The sequence below is a fragment of the Veillonella sp. T11011-6 genome (assembly GCF_002959755.1).
In the GTDB taxonomy this organism is placed as follows: domain Bacteria; phylum Bacillota; class Negativicutes; order Veillonellales; family Veillonellaceae; genus Veillonella.
Genome location: NZ_PPCW01000004.1, coordinates 297,942 through 319,482 on the forward strand (window position 1 = coordinate 297,942; position 21,541 = coordinate 319,482).

The window sequence follows — 21,541 nt, forward strand, 5'->3', positions numbered from 1 at the left end:
AGCGGTTACATACGTTACCGCTTTGTTCCAAATAATTTGCTACGTGAGCATCTATATTTTCACAGGCTCCACATGCTCCTTATAGAATTCAGCATCAACTGCTTTCACAGATTCTAAGAACAATAAGGAGTACGCCATACCGTCCTTTGTCCACGTAATGCTACGGATTAGTTGTGCTGCTGGATCACCGGTGTAAAAGACTTCACCAGATTCGCCTTGGTCAGACCATTCAAAATCCTTATACTCACCGGGAACATACGGTACATCTTTTACATCGTTCACGGAATAGCCCATTCTATAAACGAAAATACTACCAGAGTTTCTCTTCCCAACTCGATATGTTTGGGAATTTTTTATAAAATATACAACCTCTAATACATCATTTTTTTCTTGACGTACTGTATAAATTTCATAGCCATAAGGGATATAACTAGGGGCCTTAACCTCATATGGAAGCTTCTTCGCTGCCTCTTTTAGGTTTCCCTTAAATGTATGAGCCTTTTGTGTATTCTCTATAGGCCAATCATGAAAGCGCCACTGTAAACCATCCATTCTAGGCTCGACATTTTTAAAATTATGTCCTAGCTTAAGTGTTTTAGTGGATACAGAATTATCTGCAGATATAGCAGTGTCTACAGTATCTGCTGTTACACTTCCTACAGATAGTAACCCAACAGCTATAGTAGCTAAGATGGACTTATATATAGTTTTATTCATCTTCTTTCCTCGTTAAGCGATTACATATTTCACCGCTATTACACAATATATTGTTCTAGATACGGTGTGTATTACATACAGCTTGTATTACATCCCGTTTATCTCCTAAGGAATTATTCGTTCTTTTGTTTTAGTAAAAGTCTTCGTAATCGGATAGTTTCCTAATAGTTCATAACGTGAGCTATCTATAGTTTTAACAGGCACGATATGTTCCTTATAGAATTCTGCATCAGCTGCTTTCACAGGTTCTAAGAAGAATAAGGAATATGCCATTCCACCTTCCGTCCACGTAATGCTACGAATCAATTGTTTTCCTGGATTACCTGTGTAATACACCTTGCCAGATTCACCTTGTTCAGACCATTCATAGTCCTTATACTCTGCAGGAATATACGCTGTATCTCTTACGGTATCCAATGAGTATCCCATTCGATAGGCCATAGCATTAGTAATGAATTTTCTCCCATCCTGATAGATAGGTGCATTTCTTTTGTAATATACAACCTCTAGTACATCATTTCGATCGTGACGCGCTGTATACAGCTGATATCCATAAGGTATATAACTAGGTACCTCAGCCTCATACGGTAATTTCTGAGTAGCCTCTACTACGCCCTTAAAGTTACGAGCACTGTCTTGAGTCATCAAAGGCCAACCTACTAATTGCGTTCTTGGTAGTTGAATAATTACAGAAGCATTAGCCATGTTTGGTGTAACATTTTTAGAATTAGATAGGGCCTCAGAATTATTAGTAGATACAGACTGATCAACAGTCTCTGCTGATACATAGCTTACAGATAATAGACCCGTTGCTATAACAGCTAAAATGGACTTATATATTGTTTTGCTCATACTCTCTCCTATTATAAAAATTTATAATATACTTCACACATATAATGATATATTTTCTTATTTATATCAGAATCAAGCCACCGATTCTGTTGCCCTAGCTACTTCACAAAACTTTTATCTTTCCTTTTGTGAAAGTATAGTCATCAACTAATACTATCTCTAGGGCTTACGAGTTTGATATATAAAAAACATCCTACTGAGCGCTATATCTTAAAAGAACTCAATAGGATGTTGTATCATTATTTAGTTAATGGAGGCATAATAATATCTTGTTCAAGTTGTCTTCGTCGTTTTGCAGTATAGTCCACCACTTTAATTTGAACTACGCCCACAGAGTTTACCATAGCTTCCCTAAAAGCAAATTCACGATTTGTTTGATGGTCCATCAAAACTTGTAATCCATGAGTCTTTTCATCAATGCTCTCTAAATAAGTCGCCAATCCTCGTCCCATGACACTGGAATAAACTGAACTATATTTACAAGGAATATCTCCACCTGAAACAAGAACCTCATCACTGCCATCAATTTCGATAAATACATGCGGATTTGCTTTAATCAAGTCAAACTTCTTACCCTCATGATGCCCATGTACATAGATATAAAGCACCTCATCTATAAATTCGTATCCAAAATGTAGGGGTACTACGTAAGGGTAATCACCATCCATCATACCTAGGTGAATGATACGAGTACTATTTAAAATACTTTTAATTTCATCTATATCTGTAACCTTACGATCTTGTCGTCTCATATAGCCTCCACGAGTTTACGTATAAGATAATCTACGTATCATTATAGCAAACTTTTTATACCTTGTATGATAGAATGCTTTTTGCATGAATAAGCACTCTTTTATTCGTATATTAATAATACTATTTCTAGTATATGTCTACTGTATAAATACATTTGACTTTTTACAATAGATACTGTATTATAAGAAAATAGTTTTATAGATTCTATAGATTATAAAAGCTATGGTCATCCATGGCTTTTTATATTTGTAGATAGTTTGTAGAAAAGAGGTCTTTACTATGTCTGATACGCATCAGTTAAAACGGGGCCTTAAGAACCGGCACGTACAGTTGCTCGCCATTGGCGGTGCCATCGGTACAGGCTTATTCTTAGGTTCCGGCCGCGCCATTCACTTGGCAGGTCCATCCATCATTTTTGCTTACCTAATTACAGGTATTATATGCTTCTTTATCATGAGAGCATTAGGCGAATTATTATTGTCTAACTTGAACCACCACTCATTTATCGATTTCGTAGAAGAGTATTTAGGTGATCGAGCAGCCTTTATCACAGGATGGACATACTGGTTCTGTTGGCTTTCACTAGCCATGGCCGATTTAACAGCCGTAGGCCTCTATATGCAGTTCTGGATACCATGGCTGCCTCAATGGATACCGGCCCTTGTCGTCTTGGTCGCATTGCTATTGATGAACCTAACAGCTGTAAAATACTTCGGTGAAATGGAGTTCTGGTTTGCCTTGATTAAGGTAATCGCCATTATTTCCCTCATCATCATCGGTATCATCATGATTGTTACAGGCTTTACTACAGATGCGGGCGTTGCCGCCTTTAGTAATATGTGGAATTATGGGGGCTGGTTCCCGAACGGAACGATGGGCTTTATCTTATCATTCCAAATGGTTGTTTTCGCTTTCACAGGTATCGAGCTCGTAGGTTTGACAGCTGGTGAAACAGAAGATCCTGAAAAGGTTATTCCTATGGCAATCAACAACATCCCATTACGCATTATTTTGTTCTATGTGGGCTCTTTGGCCATCATCATGAGTATTTACCCTTGGACAGCCGTTAACCCTTCTGCTAGCCCATTTGTGGCTGTATTTACAGCAGTTGGTATTGCAGCCGCTGCAGGTATCGTAAACTTTGTAGTTCTTACATCTGCTGCCTCTGCTACAAACTCTGGTATCTTTAGTACAGGCCGTATGATTTATGCCCTCGCTAAACGCGGTCATGCACCAAGCTCTATGCGTCGCTTAACCCACAGTAGCGTACCATATCAAGCAACGATTTTCTCTGCTGCTGTACTATTGATTACGGTTGTACTCAACTATGTAATGCCAGAAGCAGTATTCGTTATGATTACTTCTATCTCTACATTCTGCTTCATCTTTATTTGGGCCATGATGGTTATTTGTCACCTCAAATATCGCAAGAAAAATCCTGAATTAGCGGCACAATCTAAATTCAAAATGCCTCTATTCCCTGTGATGAACTATATCATCCTTGCATTCTTTGTCTTCATTCTAGGTATTCTTGCCTTAAACGAAGACACTCGAATTGCCCTCTTGTTCACACCGATTTGGTTCGTTATCCTCTGGGCCTTCTACTCCATGCTTAATACGGACGATGAAGATGCTCTTAGCGAAGAACTTATCGAAATGGCTGGTGTAAAAGAAATTTACAAAAAACCTAAAAAAGATGATTCTGACGATTACATCATCTAACACAAAAGCCCGTGCATAGCACGGGCTTTTTATTACTTCATAGTAGGGAAGTTTTGTTGTTCATATTGTTGTTGATAAGCTGGTAGATTTCTTGTGTCTTCACCATAATTGAAAATCGTCTTAGTACGATATCCGCCTTGGGTAATGATAAGATCAATGGAGGATGGTACCTCTTGACCATTCTGTTGCAAATGGTTTACTAATTCTTGTAATGCTTCAACTTGTCGTAAAGATCCAGTCATATATTTGCCTTTGGATAGTCCTGTATTTCTAATCACTTGGCCATTATAGACTTGACCATTTTTATCTGTGTAATAGAAACGTACAGCCGCTTTATCTCCTGTAGGCACTGCTTTAATATAGATAGTCTTCCAATTCTTCTTTATCATCACTCTTGTAGCATCTGCTAACTTATTAGATAAACGTTGTGTCTCTTTATTGGTGGACTTGGATACACCATTAACCTGTTGAATTTCATCATTCATAGGCATTTCAATAGGTGATACTACAGAATCTTGTTGCACCTTCTTCGCATCCGCAGGCTGAACCGCCAACACACCAACGGCCGCCATTACAGCTAGTGTTGTAAGAGCAAATTTCTTCATTCTATCTCTCCTCATATAGGATTCCCTAAACAAATTATATTTTACACAATATATTATATGCACTTAGTGCATAAATTTCAAGTTAGTCTAACTTTGTAGAACTTGTATTCTTAATTACCTGATTCCACCGTAACATAGAATCACCCTCTCTCTTACTTATAGTATAGCTAAATCTATCAACTAGTAAAAGAAAAGGCTTCAACCATTTCTTAGCGAAATATTTTCGTCGATGATTGGTTGAAGCCTTTATTTATATTCTATTAGTTACTAAAGTCTGTATCTACAATAGCAAATTGTACATAGTCAGGGCAGCGTTTTTGCATTTCTGCTTTAATTTTTTCTAATGTACCATGTGGATCTTCTTCGTCAAAGTCAAAGATTATATCATAGTAGATAACTTTCTTCTCTTCGTGTACGTAAAAGGCATGTACTTGTACAACATGTGTATATAAGCTTACAACTTGGTCAAGAGCTTGTCTAATTTCAAGCACTTCCACACTTGGTTGGTTTTCAGCATACACGCCAACGGTCATATTAATGCCAAATTTTTTATAAAGATGAACAGCAATACCTTTTGTTAATGGATGGATATCAGCCATAGTCATCGTATCTGGTACGGAAACATGGACGGAACCAATTGTTTCTCCTGGACCATAGCTATTCAAAACCAAGTCATATACACCACCTACATTTGGATGTTGTGCGATAGTTTCTTTAATATCGCGGATTAAGTTATCATCTGCACGAACACCAAGCAAGTGATTATACATTTCTTTTAAAATGTCATAAGCAGCTTTCAAAATCAAAACAGAGATTGCTGCGCCTACATAGCCTTGAATGTCAAAGTTAAAGAAGAATACTAAGCCTGCAGATACCAATGTGGCAAAAGTAATCACCGCATCAAATAACGCATCGATACCAGACGCTACAAGCGCATCAGATTTATATTTTTCACCTTGAGCCTTGATATAGCGGCCCATCACAACTTTCACCACAATAGCAACGGCGATGATAACGAGGCTTGGAATATCAAAGGTAGATACCTCAGGGTGAAGAATTTTATCAATCGATTCCTTAAGAGAGCCAATACCTGCACCAAGGATGATGAAGGCAATCGCCATGGTGGTCATATATTCTATGCGACCATGACCAAATGGATGCTCTTTATCGGCACCTTTGGCTGCTAATTTTGTACCAACAATGGTCAATACAGAGGACAATACGTCCGTTAAGTTGTTCACCGCATCAAGGATGATGGCGATGGAGTTAGACGCAAGACCTACAATCATTTTAAAGATAACGAGAACGACATTACCAATAATACCTTTTATACTGGCAAGCGTAATCCCCCGATTACGTGCTGCACTATTTTCTTGCAAAATCATACTACACCTCTTACATTCATTTAACTAAGCTATAAATCGAAGCCTATCGATTTATTTATGTTCTTATTATAGCTTATTGATTATCATTTGTCATCATATTTTTTGAAAAGTTTTTATAAAATCATTGTAATTACTGAATTATCAATAATTCTCAATTCTCAATTAGAATATTTGATGTATTGTGACTTCACAATTTATAGTACAAATCTATTGTTAACAATAATGTAATCAGATCAAATTACGCGGTAACCGTAATGCGCTCCCCTGTGCGCATATGTGTAAATACTACCTTCTGAGCCCGCAATTGGAACGGCTGCCCCGTTGGTTGTGCACCGTATAATGTATCCCCTACAAGAGGGTGACCGATATGACTAAAAGCCACACGAATTTGATGTGTTTTCCCTGTGTACAAACGAACTAAAACCTCTGTATATCCACATTTTTGGGAGTTATGCACAGATTTGTCCACATTTGCACCATGTTTATCCACATTTTGTAATTCTATATCCACATTTTCTTGAGCTATATCCACAGAATTTACCAACTTATGCACAGAGTTATCCACAGGTTGTGAAGGATGTCTACATAGGACGGAATAATCTGTGCGCGTTTCTTTTCCCTTTGGATTGACTTCATAATGAATACCATCAGTACTGCGATCCATAGGTAATACTAAAGAATCAGCATCCACCTCTACAATACCCTCTACAGCAGCCATGTACCACTTCTCAAAGGTATTATCATCCATTTGCTGTTGATAAAGACTTTGGGCTAAACCGCTTTTAGCAATTACGATACACCCCGTTGTATCTCTATCTAAGCGGTTCAAGAAACGAACCTTCCGCTTAATACCATTCTCTTTGAAGTAGTATGCTACCCCATTAGCAAGGGATACTTGGTCTTTAGAGTTTACTGTCACACCAGCTGGCTTATCCACAATGAGGAGATCATCATCTTCATATAAGATATGTAGATCCATTTCAATTGGTTCGTAATCGATTTTTTCCTTCGCCATAGCAATCCAAATCTCATCACCTTCGGAGATAATATCCTTTGGCGTCGCCTTATGGCCGTTGATGTGGATTAGTTTTTCCTCAAATAGCTTAACTAAGGACTTACGAGGATATCGAGTATCTAGTACTGCACCAAGTGTAACCTCAGTTTTTTCACTACGTGCAGCCTCTATATCTGCGGCAGTGACAGTCCACAAAATATCGTCTGGACGATGTGTTTTTCGGGCCATTAGTATCTCCTTTCTACGAGTTCAGGGTCTCGTGGCATGTAGTTCAGTAGCGAGCTTGGTTGAACAGCTCGGCCACGTATATTAGTTTGTTCAAAGGTAATGGTCAGCTCTTGTTTAGGCCGTGTTATGGCCACATAGAACAATCGTTTTTCTTCGTCTTCACGACCTTCTGCAATGGCAAAGGGACTTGGGAAGGTGCCTTCGTTGAGGCCTGCCAAGAACACGTGGTCAAACTCGCTACCTTTGGCTTGGTGGATGGTAATGATTGGAATGCGATCTTCGTTGCGTACCTGTTGAGCAGGTTCACCGGCTGTAAGGGCTGCCATCTGCAAGATTTGATTTAATCGAGCCAAACCAGCTGGCCCTTCATAGGCTGCATCTAGTTTTTCCATGATGCGATATAGATCCCGTATATGCTCTACCTTCGCCGATTCCCCATGGGATTTATAGTACTCTAGAACCCCCATTTGGTTCATAATGTACGCCAATAATTTCGTTGGTAATTCCGTATAGGCCTTTCTACGCAAGGTTGCCATTTGGGACGCAATATTGGTGAAAGCCGCTTTATATTTGTTAATCGCCACCATACGACCAGTCGTTGTAGGCACGATGTTTTCTTTCACCGCATAGATTAAAAGCTGTGCAGTGGCCAAGATATCGTCCATCGCATTGTGCGTAGGCTCATGATGGATAGGGAACTCGGATGCTAGGAAGCCCAATTTATGATTTGGCAAATTAGGGTAAAAACGACGATAAATATCTAAGGTATCATAAATCGCCTTGAACTGAGGATTTCCTAAATTATGCCGTGCCAATTCATTCGTAAAGATAGTCACATCATAGTTTACATTGTGACCTACGATAATGGCATTCTTGGAGAACTCCTTAAAGGCTTGTAGCACCGTAGCTGGGTCTTCACCGTGCTCTTGTAAATACGCATCGGAGAAGCCATGTACCTCTTCGGATTGCCCCACAGGCACACCGGGGTTGATAAAACGTTCAAAGGTCTCTAACACTTGTCCGTTTTCATCGATACGGATGGCTGCAATTTGAATGATGCGGTCTTGAGACGTATCAGTGCCCGTACTTTCCACATCGTATACTACAACCTCATGGTTCTCTAAACCACTGACAAGCTTAGCGTAAGGTTCCGCTTCAAAGATAGGCATATCCATAAAATCCGTCAATTTTAAGCCTACTTGACGCGTCTCTTGGCTTTCAATAGCGGCAATACGAGCGTCACCAATACCTGCAACATAGCGTTTAATAATACGCTTAGCACTGACAGAGTCGTTCGGGTTCATGAGCAGTTTGAAGTAAGCCATAACGTCCTTGATTTCTTGACGTCTAAAGAATTTGAACTCGTCGATAATCATGAAATGACGGCGTTCTTCTTCAGGTTTTTCGTTGTTCAGGCGTTCAAAGGAGTCACTCAGACGCTGCGCCTTTTTATTATCCCGCACAAGAACACCAATATTGGCATCCTTTGGCAAGGCACAGATGGCTTCGTAAATATATCGGCCCTCTAAATAACTGTTTTTACAGTCTTTAATGAGGACGGGCTTACCCTTTCTTTCACTATTGGCACGTGGCAATTCAGTATAAATAGAACCTACGAGGTCAGGGAACATATTTTGTAATGTTCTGAAAGCCATCGTAAAGAGCGTCCAATTAGAGCGGTAATTTTCGTAGAAAATGATTTTTAAAGGCTTGAAGTCCGCATCAAACTGCTTGAGCAAGCGAAATGGATCAGACCCGCGCCATTCGTATATGGTTTGGAAATAGTCACCACATAAAAGAACGTGATTACCTTCCCATAGCATTTCGAGAACCTTATACTCTAGTACGCCTGTATCTTGCATTTCGTCTACCGAAATATAGCTATAACGACTGCGCCAACGCTCCCGAACTACAAGATCTTGGAATAAGCGATGAACACCACAGATGAGATCCGTAAAATCTAGACCGTGTACAGAAGCTAAGCTTTCATCATAACGAGCAATCCATTCATGACCATGGTTCAAGAAATCATGGAGTTCACTATATAGAACATTGCCAAAGCTAGAGAACTGTTGCTCAATTGAGGATCGTTGTTCCTTTTGCAAACGCTCTATAGTTCGTTTATAATCGCCTAGGAGATCATCAGAATAAAAACCGTATAAGGAACGATATTCTTTCACCATGGCGATGATGTTCGCAAAGGACATTTCTCGCAATTTACCTGGACGATACGGTTCAGACAACTCCTTGCAATCCTCTTCGTCAAAGATGGTCACGTCCGTATATAAGGTTTCATTGCGCTTGCCCTCTTGTTGAAGCACGAAAAAGCAAAAGCTGTGGAATGTACTAACCTCCACAGCCTTTGCAGGACTGCCTACGAGCGATTGAATGCGGTCTTTCATCTCGTTTGCCGCCTTGTTCGTAAAGGTCATGCACAAGATATTCTCCGCTTTCGCATAGCCGCCCTCGATGAGGTGAGCCACTCGATAAGCAAGTGTATTCGTTTTTCCCGTCCCAGCGGACGCTAACAAGAGGATATTCTGTTCAACTTCATCAATAACGCGTTGTTGTTCACGATTGATAAGCATGATAGCCTCCTCTTATAATACGCTGTGCCATACAGCAGCGATAATCATTGGAATAGGGCCTAAAATTGCAGTCAATGCCCATGTACCCATACCAATGTCCATAGGAATATTAAGCACATTCACACATACCCAATACGTTAAAGCACCTGTTACAGCATTTAAAACCACTCTTTTAAGCGTGAAAAATGCTACTTTAAAAGCGATGTAGGCTACAGCAATAGAAATAACTGCTGAAATAGGCGTTGATGCTAATAAAGCTTCCATATTATCCTTTCATTTCTTGGCGGTTCACTACAGCACCACCTAACGTTAATTCATCGGCATATTCAATATCGCCACCCACAGGAACACCGCGGGCAATACGCGTTACCTTAATGCCACTTGGGCTTAACAAGCGCGCCAAATAGAGAGCAGTCGCTTCCCCCTCTACGTCTGGGTCAGTAGCGAGGATAACCTCTTGAACGACACCATCGCGAAGGCGAGCAATCAATTCTTTTACGCGAATATCGTCAGCACCGATACCCTCCATAGGGGACAAGGCGCCTTCTAATACGTGATATAAGCCTTTATAGTCACCACTGCGCTCGATAGCAATGACATCGCGAGATGTTTCAACGACCATGATTGTCGTTTGATCGCGGTTTGGATTGCTACAGAATTCGCAAGGGTCTTGAGCAGATAAGTTAAAGCAAATAGAACAGTGACGCGTAGCCCCCTTCGCTTCCACGATGGTTTCCACGAGACGGTCTACCTCTTCCTTCGGCATTTCTACCAAATGATAGGCCAAGCGTCTAGCCGACTTGGAGCCAATACCCGGCAAGCGGCGCAGCTGCTCTACGAGCCGTTCTAAAGCATTTGTCATTTAGAATAAACCTGTTGGCAAGTTAAGACCACCAGTTACTTTGCCCATTTCTTGAGCCAAGAGGTCGTCTACCTTTTTGCTAGCTTCGTTTACAGCAGCCATTACTAAATCTTCTAACATTTCTACGTCTTCAGGATCAACTGCAGTTGGGTTCAATTTCAAAGACTCGATGATTTTTTCACCGTTCATTACAACTGTTACAGCACCGCCACCAACGGAAGCCTCTACTGTACGAGTTTTTAATTCTTCTTGCATTTTCTTCATATCTGCTTGCATTTTTTGAACTTTTTTCATCATGCCAGCCATATTGCCCATACCTTTACCAAACATTGTAATTCCTCCTTTTAGGACCTGCGTCCTATACTCATATGTTAATTAATTTATTCTTCGATGACCTCGACGATGATATCGTGGTCTTCAGATAATTTCTCTAATGTTTCTGCCAAAAGAGGATTGTTTCGCTCCTCTTCCGTCATATGTTCTGGATCCCATGCGTATTCACGAGCTACCGTCACGCTATCGATGGGTGCTACTTCAATAGGTGCTTGTGAAAGCACAGCCTGATCATCACTTTGATAAGGGGTTCCCTGTTGTTCGCCCCCATTAGACTTTGGGACAGCTTCTACCTCAATATGCGCACCGCTATCCATAGGGCGTTCTAAGACCTCCCCATCATCGCTAATAACAGTAACACTATCTAACGGATGTGGTGGCATATCATCTAAGGATGATACATAGGATTCCTCCATATCATCTACAGGCACATCATCAAAGGAATGAACAGGAATATCATCACCTTCAATAGAACCTGCTAGCGACTCGATAGGGATCTCTCCATCTGGAACCTGAGTAGACGGACTACCATCAAAGGATGTAATCGGCACATCTCCGCCAGATGTTTGACCTTCTGCTGAAGCAACTGTTGTACCTGTATTCACACTACTGCTAGCAGCATTGGCACCGCCCGTCTTCTTCGCTAAGAAGGCCAAAGCTGCCGCCTTTGCCGCATCTACTGCTGCAGAATCAGGTTTGCTAGCTTGTTTTTCAGTAGTTGAACCTCCAGCCTGTGCAGCAGGTTGTTGAGCTTGTGACGCGTTACTACCTTGAGCGCTATTAGCCGCTGCTGAACTATTTCCCACTAATGCATTGTTAGTGCCTTGTGGTGCAGATGGATTTGTTAAATCCATTTGCGTCGGCTGACCGCCAGAGGTTTTCTGTACATCAACCATCGGTTCTGGTGGTCGTTGTGGCGCTTTTACTTGGTGCTGTGTCGTACTACCAGAGGCCTTTTTATAGTCTTTGTAAACTTGTGTAAGAGCATCTACGATTTCTACATGTACTGGATAGCCCAGTGTATAGGTAAAAGCATCTGCCGCTTCTGCTAAGTTTACTTCGTTGGTCATTACATTGAGGTGCAATGTATTTTTAAAGGCCATAACCGCCTTACTTTGGTCCACGTAGACAAGCTGCCCCTGACCGATAACGGTGGAGGTCATATTGCGATTACTGTCCTTCAAGTATTTAATGACATTAGACTGTATATTTCGATACTCTTGAGCAGACAAGATTTGATCACTAATGATAGCTTGCGTGCTAATGCCTTTTTTACCACGACCTTTGGCTTGATTTCTAGCAGGTCGTTCTGGTGCACTACTTGTAGTTGGTGGTGGTGCCATACCAACGCCGCCCATTGGAGGCGGAGCCATACCTACTCCATTCATAGGAGGCGGTGTGCTACCTGGTAATCCCATCGGTGGAGGTGTCATGCCTACACTCGCAGGCGGCGGTGTCATGCCTACACCACTTGGAGGAGGCACTGTACCAACAGTAGTATTTTGAGCACTACTCAAAGGAGTACTCTGTGCAGTAGCCGTATTGTCTACAGGAACAAAGCTATTTGCATAGCCGCTAGGCGGACCAAATGCATTGGCACCATAAGCAGGCGTAGAAGCCGCCGGACCTCGTTGTTCTAATTGAGCCATGCGGTTCAATAAGTCATTCCGTTCAGACCGTTCTGAAGACTCTAATGCATATACACGATCTTCTAGGCTTTCATCAACAGAACCTAATTTAGCACATAAAACGAGCAAGCCCATTTCGATGATGGTTCGTGGATTATCCACCTGTTTCGCATCATTCATAATGGATTGAGCACTGCGCACATATTGGTTAAGCTCATTAAAATCGATACTTTCAGCTTGAGCTAAAAACTCATCTTTAAAGGCATCATATACCTTGAGCTCATCCGCATCAGGAGCGACCTTGCCAACGAGCAAGGCACGTACGTGCTGAATGAGGGCTTCCATAATCTGCGTTGCATCGCGACCTTCTGATAACGCATCGTGAATATAGGACAGTAATTTGGGGCCATCCCCATTACGTAAGGCATCTAAGAAATGAATGATCCATTCCTTGCTAACAAGGCCAATCAATTCCTCTACGACTTGAGGTGTAATAGTACCTGTAGCCATACCGGCACATTGGTCTAATATACTCAACGCATCACGCAAACCGCCGTCTGCATGAACTGCGATAAGCTGTGCCGCTGCAGGATCTAAGCCAAAGCCTTCTTGTTCCGCTACATAGGATAAGCGCTGAGCGATATCGTCAGACGTAATCCGTCTAAAGGTGTATCGCTGACAGCGAGATACGATGGTAACAGGTAACTTTTCAATCTCTGTAGTAGCGAAGATAAACATAACATGAGCCGGTGGCTCTTCGATAGTTTTTAAGAGTGCATTCCACGCTTCGGTCGTAAGCATGTGCGCTTCGTCGATGATGAATACCTTTTTACGCCCTTCAACTGGCATGAATTTAACGCTTTCACGAAGGGCACGGACCTCATCGATACCACGATTGGATGCAGCATCGATCTCAAGAACGTCCATGGACTGACCGCTCAAAATCGATTTACAAGCACTACACTCGTTACAAGGATGATCCGTTGGCCCATGCTCACAGTTGATAGCGCGTGCAAAAATCTTGGCCATACTCGTCTTACCAGTCCCTCGCGGACCAGCAAACAAATACGCATGAGCCACCTTGTCCTCGCGGATAGCGCGCATCAACGTATCCGATACTTGATGCTGACCAACCACATCGGTAAAGGTCTGCGGACGGTACTTACGATATAACGCAATATATGCCATTGGAACACCCCCTTTTTCCGAAAATTACAATACTTTATTATACCATATTCAGGAAATTCTGACTTCCTTAATAAAGTTCTTTCCCCAATACGAAAGTAATATATTTACTTATAAATAATGCTGATATTGCCTAGTCAAAATTTCATCATATGGTTCACAATAAAACATCGTATAGTTCAAAATAAAGTATCATTTATCCTAAATTAGACATAAAAAAAGCGGCCCCATAGGCCGCCTTGCAATATTCGATCACGACAGCCCCCGGGTTCCCCGTGGCACATGAAGGTTACCGCTTAGTGCTGCTACCTCTCAGTCCTGACACGATTCACAGGCCCCCATTGCACAGGCCCGAGAACTGCCATGATCCAATATTGCAATACAAATATTATACATGAAAATACCTCTATAGTCAAAGCTATAGAGGCATTTCATATGTCTTATCTAAAGGATACAGTTAGATTAGAAATTATTTTGCATATTTTTCTTTGAATGCAGCTAATTGAGCTTCTTCCAAGGATAAACCTTGTTCTTTATAGCGTTCAATAGCAGCATGCATTTCTTCGTATGCTACAGGTACAACTTTTGTAAATCTGTTTACAAAGTTATTCCAGTTTTCAAGGATGTGACGGCCTTTAGCGGAATTAGTGTGCAATACATGTTGTTCTACTAATTCTTTAATGCGTTTAAGGTCATCATTATTAGCAGGACGTAATTCTACGAGGCCTGTATTTACATAGCGTTCATCGCAATCGAGGATGTATGCATAGCCACCAGACATACCTGCTGCGAAGTTACGGCCGATTTTACCGAGTACAAGAACTTCGCCACCAGTCATGTATTCACAACCATGGTCACCTAAGCCTTCCACAACAGCAGTGATACCACTGTTACGAACAGCGAAACGTTCACCAGCTACACCATTGATGTAGGCTATACCAGATGTAGCACCATAGAAGGCAACGTTACCGATAAGGATGTTTTCGTCCGCTTCGAAAATGGATTTCTTAGGCGGATATACAGTGATTGTACCACCGGACAAGCCTTTACCGAGGTAATCATTCGCATCACCTTCAAGTTCTAATGTCATGCCTTTAGGAATGAAAGCACCAAAGGATTGACCTGCAGAGCCTTCAAAGTTCAACTTGATTGTGTTATCTGGCAAACCGCTTTCACCATAACGACGTGTCACCTCAGAACCAACCAAGGTACCTACAACACGGTTAATGTTGTTGATAGCCAATTTAGCGCGAATTGGTTTTTGGTCCTCAATGGCAGGACGGCACATACGCAAGAGCTTGGACATATCCAATGTGCGTTCCAATTCATGATCTTGGTCAATCATGTGCATATGACCTACAGATGCATCGATGTATGGGTGGAACAATACGCGTTTAAGGTCAACGCGAGACAATTTGAAGTTATCGTCTTGAGATTTTTGACGAACGAGATCGATACGACCTACGAGTTCAGCTACGGAGCGAATGCCTAAGCGAGCCATGATTTCACGCAATTCACGAGCGATGAAGATCATCAAGTTTTCTACATACTCAGGTTTACCTGTGAAACGAGCACGCAATTTTTCGTCTTGTGTAGCAACGCCGTAAGGGCATGTGTTGAGGTTACATACACGAGCCATTTTACAGCCTACAGCAACGAGTGGCAATGTACCGAAACCGAATAACTCAGCACCAAGCATAGCAGCAACAGCTACGTCGAAACCAGTCATCAACTTGGAGTCTACTTCCAATTTAACGCGGTCACGCAATCTGTTGAGCATCAATGTTTGATGAGTTTCGGACAAACCTAATTCCCAAGGCACACCAGCGTGTTTTACAGATGTACGACCTGCCGCACCTGTACCACCATCGTAACCAGAGATCAAGATATTATCTGCTTTTGCTTTTGCTACACCAGCAGCGATAGTACCAACGCCTGCTTCAGATGTTAATTTAACGGAAATACGAGCATCTTTGTTAACGCATTTCAAATCGTAAATCAACTCTGCCAAGTCTTCGATGGAGTAAATATCATGATGTGGTGGTGGGGATACGAGCTCTACGCCTGGAGTGGAGTGACGAGCTTTTGCAATTTCAGGGTATACTTTTTTACCTGGTAATTGACCACCTTCACCTGGTTTCGCACCTTGTGCACATTTGATTTGCAATTCTTTTGCATGAATGAGGTAGTTTGCAGTTACACCAAAACGACCAGATGCAATTTGTTTTACTTCGGAATTCATGCTGTCCCCATTTGGTAATGGTTTGAAACGAGCTACGTCTTCGCCACCTTCACCAGAGTTAGATGTAGAACCTAAGCGGTTCATAGCGATAGCGATAGCTTCATGGGCCTCTTTACTAATGGCACCATAACTCATAGCGCCCGCTTTAAAGCGTTTTACGATGGATTCTTCAGGTTCAACCTCTTCGATAGGAATACCGCCACCTACAGGGTAGTTTAATTCCATTAAGGAACGCAATGTTACATGGTAATCGTTGCGGATCGCTTTAGAGTATTCTTTATATTTTGCATAATCGCCGTTGATAAGGGATTCTTGTAAAAGATCGATTGTTTTAGGATTGAATAAATGCTCTTCCCCATCTTTTACAGGACCATACCAACCACCTGGTTCGAGTACGGATTCATCGGATTTGAAAGCGCGGTCAAAACGAGCCAATGCTTCGTTGGCAACGCCTACAAGGCCAATACCGCCAATACGTGTTGGTGTATTTACAAAGAATTTATTGATGAAGTTTGTATTCAAGCCCAAGGCTTCAAAGATTTGTGCACCATGGTAAGAACGAACTGTGGAGATACCCATTTTGGACATAACCTTCATAATACCGCCTACAGCAGCTTTGATGTAGTTCTTTTCTGCTTGTTCTGGTGTAATATCACCAAGGCGTTTACGAGCTTGTAAATCGCGTACAGTTTCAAGAGCCAAGTATGGGTTGATAGCTGTTACGCCATAACCGATCAATGTACAGAAGTGATGTACTTCGCGAGGTTCACCAGATTCGAGGATAAGGCCGATTTCTGTACGCAATACTTTTCTGATTAAGTGATTGTGAACAGCTGCTACAGCCAATAATGCAGGAATTGGTGCATGATTTTCATCGACACCACGGTCAGACAAAATCAATACATTTTGCTCTGTACGTGCTGCTTCTTCTGCTTTTTCGCATAATTCATTTAATGCATCGCGCAAACCATCAGCACCCTTAGTTGGATCGAAGAGGATTGGCAATGTAACAGATTTCATGCGACGGCAATCAAGAGCCTTAATGGACGCCAATTCTTGGTTAGTAAGGATTGGTGTACGCATGGATAATGCATAGGTACCAGCTTTGTTAGGATCTGTTAAGTTACCAGAGTTACCAAGCATAACGCGTGTAGATGTAACCATTTCCTCACGAATGGAGTCGATTGGAGGATTTGTTACTTGCGCGAACATTTGCTTGAAGTAGCTGTATAACAATTGTGGTTTATCGGACAAGATAGCAAGTGGAGCATCGGCACCCATGGCACCTACAGGGTCTTTACCATCTTTTGCCATAGGCACGATCATACGTACAAGATCTTCTTGAGTATAACCAAAGGCTTGTTGATTTTTGAATAAATCTTCAACTTTTGGAACGTCTTTTTCATCAGCTTGAGTAATTTCAGACAAGTGAATAACGTGTTCTTTTACCCATTCATCATATGGCAATTCAGTAGCAACGCGTTGTTTGATTTCTTCATCGGAAATGATACGTTGTTCTTCAGTATCGATGAGAAGCATTTTGCCTGGTTCCAAACGACCTTTAGCGCGAATATTTTCAGCGTTTTCGTTGACTACACCTACTTCAGATGCCATGATAACACGGTCATCAGTTGTTACATAATAACGAGCAGGACGCAAACCATTACGGTCAAGTACGCCACCGATAACAGTACCATCTGTGAAGCCCATAGCTGCAGGACCATCCCATGGTTCCATCATGAAACTATTGAACTCATAGAAATCATGTTTTTCTTGGCTCATGAGATTGTTGCGTTCCCAAGGTTCAGGAATCATCATCATAATCGCATGAGGCAAGGAACGACCTGTCATGTGCAAGAATTCCAATGTGTTATCGAACATAGCGGAGTCAGAACCGCTGTCATCAACTACAGGGAATACTTTTTTAATATCTGGGAATAATGGAGATTCTGCTTTGCCTTCACGAGCATTAATCCAGTTTACGTTACCACGGATTGTGTTAATTTCACCGTTATGAACTAAGAAACGGTTAGGATGCGCCCGAGCCCAGCTTGGGAATGTATTCGTACTGAAACGGGAGTGAACCATAGCCAATGCAGATGTAAAGTCAAGGTCACTCAAATCAAGATAGAAGTCACGTAATTGACCAGGTGTCAACATACCTTTATATACGATTGTTTTAGAGGACAAGGATGCAATATAGAAATCGCTAGATAATTCCTTGCTCAATGGAACAATACGTTTTTCCGCTAATTTACGAATAATATATAATTTGCGTTCAAATTCTTTATTATTCGTTACGTCTGGGCCTTTGCCGATAAGGATTTGAATCATCCAAGGACGGATAGCAGCCGCTTCTTTACCAACCTTTGTACCATCTACTGGTACTTCACGCCAGCCGAGAACTACTTGACCTTCTTCACGTACCACCTCTTCAAAAATGCGTTTTTGCTCGTTACGGAGGCTTTCATATTTGTGAGCAAATATCATACCCACACCGTACTCACCAGCTGCAGGCAAGTTGATACCAAGCACTTCGCATTCGCGTTTGAAGAACTCATGCGGAATTTGTACCAAAATACCGGCACCATCCCCTGTGTCCTTATCTGCACCAGCACCACCACGGTGTTCAAGACGCTCTAAAATGCGCAAGCCATCATCGATAATATCATGGGATTTTTTCCCTTTAATATTAACGACAAAGCCCATGCCGCACGCATCCTTTTCAAATTGGCTGCTGTACATACCATTGGCTTCTAGTCTAGCTTGATCTAGACGTTGTTGCTCGATTGTGCTCTGATTCATATCCATAACGTGCACTCCTTCATATCACTTGATCAATCCAAGCTCTGCGGCATCGTTCCGTTCGGTCTTGGTGAAAGTATAAACTATAAACTACCTCTAAAGAATCCATTCTGTAGTGATATTATCGGCTGTGATCGTCCATAACCTCATCTAAGTTTTAAATTCTATAGAATTTTTGTCTATACATAGTATACTCCTGTCCACTGTGAATTGAAAATATAAAAAAAACATAGTCTATGACTTTAAGTCATAGACTATGCATTTTTATCACCATTGTTTTTTGTATACATGTATACATAAGCATCAAGTGATATATTTTTTCATCGATTGAGCTTTTTTTGTTTTACGTGGCACGCTCTATGTCCACATCTAACGATTGAGCTTTCTTTATTTTACGTGGCATGCTCTATGACCACATCATCGTATAAATTATAATTGATGATACTTATAAAAGCAATTACTATTTTTCACGACCAAAGTCGTCCCCTACTTCACAGGTTACCGTCATAGGCTCATCCTTACCATAGGGAACAAAGGTGAGTTCTGATGCGTGCAAGCATTGGCGTGTATATGGCTTGTTCCGTATACCATACATGGCATCACCAACGATAGGATGACCAATGTGTTCCATGTGCACACGGATTTGGTGTGTTCTGCCTGTTAGTAACTTGAACTTTAGTAATGTATGATCGCCTTCGTGACCAAGAACGGTATATTCCGTTTGAGCCGGTTGACCAAATTCATCGACAACGCGACGGTTATCAAATACTGGATCAACGCCGATAGGTGCATCAACCACGCCATCTTCATTAATAACGCCTTCTACTAAGCCCGTATAGATGCGATCCATACGCCCCGCTTGTAGTTCATCGGTGTAATATTGCTGAGCTTCCTTTGTTTTACCAAAAAGAATACAACCAGATGTATCTCGGTCAAGGCGATGTACAGGGCGCACCTTGTGCACTACACCTTTTTTCGCATAGTATCCAGCCACATAGTTACTCAATGTACCAGATTTAGTTTGTCCTGCAGGATGAACAAGCATGAATGGTGCTTTATTAACTACCAAGGTATGGGAATCTTCGTAGAGCACGGTAATAGGCCCTTTTTCTACGTCCACACCATAGTCCTTATCCTGTGGCAACTCCAAGGTTAATACATCACCTTTTTTGAGGGAACGCTGGGAATGGGCTACACGGCTATTTACTTTCACCCGTTTCTTGCGGAACATCATTTGAATATCCCGAGAGGATAAGGAAAAGCGTTCCTTTACATATTTAGAAACCGTCAATTCTGTCGGTTCTTTCACTGTATACGTTTTCCAGCTCATATTACCACCATTCGTTAATATATGTTTTTTGTTCAGGATACAAGATATCAAAAAACTCTAGCCATTCTTCATTAGCTGAAAGTTTACCTTCAAAGGCAAGATCACGAGCTGTTAATGTACCGATCAAGAGTTGGCTTAAAGCACCGACTTCAACAGTAATATCTGCGTCCCCATCTAATGTGTCAGATACCTTTTTAACAGTTGGTGTCAATGCGCCGCCATATTGGACTTCATAGCACCCTTCATTCCACTCACAAAGGCTATCTTTCACACCAAAGGTCATTGTAATAGGCATCATCAAAGCCTCTGGGTTTACAGGAATGGATTCGAAGGCAGTTTTCACATCCACAATACGGCTCATCATGTACGGCATTGTGGAATGTCCGCTTTTACCATCTGGATAGAAGCGATAGTATGTATCGTGAAGGCCCTCATTCCAACGAATAGTAGTGCCTTGGGAACGGTGGTTATAGAAGTAGTTCAACAATGCTCGTTGGGCACGGCGTGTAGTATAAACTAATTCGGATACTGGAATTTCTGATTGACCTAAGCGATATACCGCATAGCCTTCAATACTTCCTTCATCATTGCGCACTACAGCGATATTCACGCCTTCCGCAAAGAAGCTGCCGAGCAAGCGTTTCCATTCCTTTTCACCGCGCTCTGCATAACCAGAAAGACGGGCTGTATATGTTTTATATACAGGATCAAGCAATGTCCATTGGTCAACGCTATTAAGTAAACCAAAGCTCAAGGATTTATCAGTCATAGGGCGCAAGTCCTCAAGAGACATAGCGTTCACCCATTGATGAGCATAGAGTTCCCAACCATATTGTTGGTAGAATGCAGCCTTGGAAGGCATCAAAATCGTCAATGCTTGACCTCGGTTGCGAAGTTCTTCAAGAGAAGCCTTTAACAACGCACCACCTACGCCACCACGACGAGCCGCTGGATGTGTGGCTACGCCAACCATATAGCTTGTAGGCAATACAGCACCACGAACATTGATATTATATTGACGCAAATGAACGGTACTCAATAATTGATCTTGTTCAAGACCAACCATTGTATTTTCTGGTTCATAGCAATTTGTAAAGTAATATTGGAAGAATGGATCTTCCTTTGGTTCAAAGCAGTATGCCCATAGATTTTCCACATGTGGCGTATCTTGAGCCGTTGCAATTCTAAATTCCATAAGTATATCCTCGTTATAGTAATAAACTACTTTCTATCTGTTGTATCGTATCGTATCGCATCGCATCGCATCGCATCGCATCGCATCGCATCGCAT

15 protein-coding genes and 1 other RNA gene are annotated in these 21,541 nt (G+C 41.7%); 1 reads left to right on the forward strand and 15 read right to left on the reverse strand.

Annotated elements, in window-relative coordinates; genetic code table 11:
- Window positions 1-51: 51 nt before the first annotated feature.
- The 3 genes from VRHSUH10_RS06065 to VRHSUH10_RS06075 form a co-directional block, all read right to left on the reverse strand.
- Window positions 52-717 (reverse strand): hypothetical protein, encoded by a 666-nt coding sequence (locus VRHSUH10_RS06065; RefSeq protein ID WP_105089813.1) that lies wholly within the window; start codon window positions 715-717, stop codon window positions 52-54.
- A 105-nt stretch (window positions 718-822) separates the two neighbouring features.
- The gene (locus VRHSUH10_RS06070; protein ID WP_105089814.1) at window positions 823-1,569 is read right to left on the reverse strand and encodes a hypothetical protein; all 747 of its coding nucleotides are present in this window, start codon (window positions 1,567-1,569) and stop codon (window positions 823-825) included.
- Between the two features lie 239 nt (window positions 1,570-1,808).
- Window positions 1,809-2,321 (reverse strand): pyridoxamine 5'-phosphate oxidase family protein, encoded by a 513-nt coding sequence (locus VRHSUH10_RS06075; RefSeq protein WP_105089815.1) that lies wholly within the window; start codon window positions 2,319-2,321, stop codon window positions 1,809-1,811.
- Between the two features lie 280 nt (window positions 2,322-2,601).
- On the opposite strand from VRHSUH10_RS06075, the gene VRHSUH10_RS06080 reads away from it, so the two are divergent.
- Window positions 2,602-4,044, forward strand: coding sequence for an amino acid permease (locus VRHSUH10_RS06080; RefSeq protein ID WP_005385234.1), 1,443 nt, complete (start codon window positions 2,602-2,604; stop codon window positions 4,042-4,044).
- 32 nt (window positions 4,045-4,076) lie between these two features.
- On the opposite strand, the gene VRHSUH10_RS06085 is transcribed toward VRHSUH10_RS06080, so the two are convergent.
- The 12 genes from VRHSUH10_RS06085 to eis all read right to left on the reverse strand — a co-directional run bounded on the left by VRHSUH10_RS06085 (window position 4,077) and on the right by eis (window position 21,445).
- The gene (locus VRHSUH10_RS06085; protein ID WP_105089816.1) at window positions 4,077-4,649 is read right to left on the reverse strand and encodes an immunity protein YezG family protein; all 573 of its coding nucleotides are present in this window, start codon (window positions 4,647-4,649) and stop codon (window positions 4,077-4,079) included.
- 260 nt (window positions 4,650-4,909) lie between these two features.
- On the reverse strand, window positions 4,910-6,034 hold the full coding sequence (locus tag VRHSUH10_RS06090) for a cation diffusion facilitator family transporter (protein ID WP_105089817.1): 1,125 nt from the start codon (window positions 6,032-6,034) through the stop codon (window positions 4,910-4,912).
- A gap of 238 nt (window positions 6,035-6,272) precedes the next feature.
- The gene (locus VRHSUH10_RS06095; RefSeq protein ID WP_105089818.1) at window positions 6,273-7,277 is read right to left on the reverse strand and encodes an RluA family pseudouridine synthase; all 1,005 of its coding nucleotides are present in this window, start codon (window positions 7,275-7,277) and stop codon (window positions 6,273-6,275) included.
- Window positions 7,277-9,865 carry a 3'-5' exonuclease gene (locus VRHSUH10_RS06100; protein WP_105089819.1) on the reverse strand — a complete coding sequence of 863 codons (2,589 nt, stop codon included), beginning with the start codon at window positions 9,863-9,865 and terminating at the stop codon, window positions 7,277-7,279. The genes VRHSUH10_RS06095 and VRHSUH10_RS06100 overlap by 1 nt, the downstream gene beginning before the upstream one ends.
- A 12-nt stretch (window positions 9,866-9,877) precedes the next feature.
- Window positions 9,878-10,129 (reverse strand): hypothetical protein, encoded by a 252-nt coding sequence (locus VRHSUH10_RS06105; protein WP_105089820.1) that lies wholly within the window; start codon window positions 10,127-10,129, stop codon window positions 9,878-9,880.
- A 1-nt stretch (window position 10,130) separates the two neighbouring features.
- Window positions 10,131-10,727 carry a recombination mediator RecR gene (recR, locus tag VRHSUH10_RS06110; RefSeq protein ID WP_004694915.1) on the reverse strand — a complete coding sequence of 199 codons (597 nt, stop codon included), beginning with the start codon at window positions 10,725-10,727 and terminating at the stop codon, window positions 10,131-10,133.
- A complete protein-coding gene (locus VRHSUH10_RS06115) occupies window positions 10,728-11,057 on the reverse strand; it encodes a YbaB/EbfC family nucleoid-associated protein (protein ID WP_008602262.1) in 330 nt (109 codons plus the stop codon).
- Window positions 11,058-11,107: 50 nt separating this feature from the next.
- Window positions 11,108-13,876, reverse strand: coding sequence for a DNA polymerase III subunit gamma/tau (gene dnaX, locus VRHSUH10_RS06120; RefSeq protein WP_105089821.1), 2,769 nt, complete (start codon window positions 13,874-13,876; stop codon window positions 11,108-11,110).
- Window positions 13,877-14,131: 255 nt separating this feature from the next.
- Window positions 14,132-14,231, reverse strand: an RNA gene (gene ffs / locus VRHSUH10_RS06125) — signal recognition particle sRNA small type.
- Window positions 14,232-14,342: 111 nt separating this feature from the next.
- Window positions 14,343-18,926, reverse strand: a complete 4,584-nt coding sequence (gltB, locus tag VRHSUH10_RS06130) for a glutamate synthase large subunit (RefSeq protein WP_105089822.1) — start codon at window positions 18,924-18,926, stop codon at window positions 14,343-14,345.
- A gap of 454 nt (window positions 18,927-19,380) precedes the next feature.
- Entirely contained in the window at window positions 19,381-20,250 is an 870-nt protein-coding gene (locus VRHSUH10_RS06135; protein WP_105089823.1) for an RluA family pseudouridine synthase, read from the reverse strand.
- A gap of 1 nt (window position 20,251) precedes the next feature.
- A complete protein-coding gene (gene eis, locus VRHSUH10_RS06140) occupies window positions 20,252-21,445 on the reverse strand; it encodes an enhanced intracellular survival protein Eis (RefSeq protein WP_105089824.1) in 1,194 nt (397 codons plus the stop codon).
- Window positions 21,446-21,541: the final 96 nt, after the last annotated feature.

Bases quoted from the DNA above. Each gene is read 5' to 3' on its own strand.
- VRHSUH10_RS06065 (WP_105089813.1), bottom strand. From the start codon at position 717: ATGAATAAAACTATATATAAGTCCATCTTAGCTACTATAGCTGTTGGG.
- VRHSUH10_RS06105 (WP_105089820.1), bottom strand. From the start codon at position 10,129: ATGGAAGCTTTATTAGCATCAACGCCTATTTCAGCAGTTATTTCTATT.
- VRHSUH10_RS06070 (WP_105089814.1), bottom strand. From the start codon at position 1,569: ATGAGCAAAACAATATATAAGTCCATTTTAGCTGTTATAGCAACGGGT.
- recR (WP_004694915.1), bottom strand. From the start codon at position 10,727: ATGACAAATGCTTTAGAACGGCTCGTAGAGCAGCTGCGCCGCTTGCCG.
- VRHSUH10_RS06090 (WP_105089817.1), bottom strand. From the start codon at position 6,034: ATGATTTTGCAAGAAAATAGTGCAGCACGTAATCGGGGGATTACGCTT.
- VRHSUH10_RS06135 (WP_105089823.1), bottom strand. From the start codon at position 20,250: ATGAGCTGGAAAACGTATACAGTGAAAGAACCGACAGAATTGACGGTT.
- gltB (WP_105089822.1), bottom strand. From the start codon at position 18,926: ATGGATATGAATCAGAGCACAATCGAGCAACAACGTCTAGATCAAGCT.
- VRHSUH10_RS06095 (WP_105089818.1), bottom strand. From the start codon at position 7,277: ATGGCCCGAAAAACACATCGTCCAGACGATATTTTGTGGACTGTCACT.
- VRHSUH10_RS06100 (WP_105089819.1), bottom strand. From the start codon at position 9,865: ATGCTTATCAATCGTGAACAACAACGCGTTATTGATGAAGTTGAACAG.
- VRHSUH10_RS06075 (WP_105089815.1), bottom strand. From the start codon at position 2,321: ATGAGACGACAAGATCGTAAGGTTACAGATATAGATGAAATTAAAAGT.
- eis (WP_105089824.1), bottom strand. From the start codon at position 21,445: ATGGAATTTAGAATTGCAACGGCTCAAGATACGCCACATGTGGAAAAT.
- VRHSUH10_RS06080 (WP_005385234.1), top strand. From the start codon at position 2,602: ATGTCTGATACGCATCAGTTAAAACGGGGCCTTAAGAACCGGCACGTA.
- VRHSUH10_RS06115 (WP_008602262.1), bottom strand. From the start codon at position 11,057: ATGTTTGGTAAAGGTATGGGCAATATGGCTGGCATGATGAAAAAAGTT.
- dnaX (WP_105089821.1), bottom strand. From the start codon at position 13,876: ATGGCATATATTGCGTTATATCGTAAGTACCGTCCGCAGACCTTTACC.
- VRHSUH10_RS06085 (WP_105089816.1), bottom strand. From the start codon at position 4,649: ATGAAGAAATTTGCTCTTACAACACTAGCTGTAATGGCGGCCGTTGGT.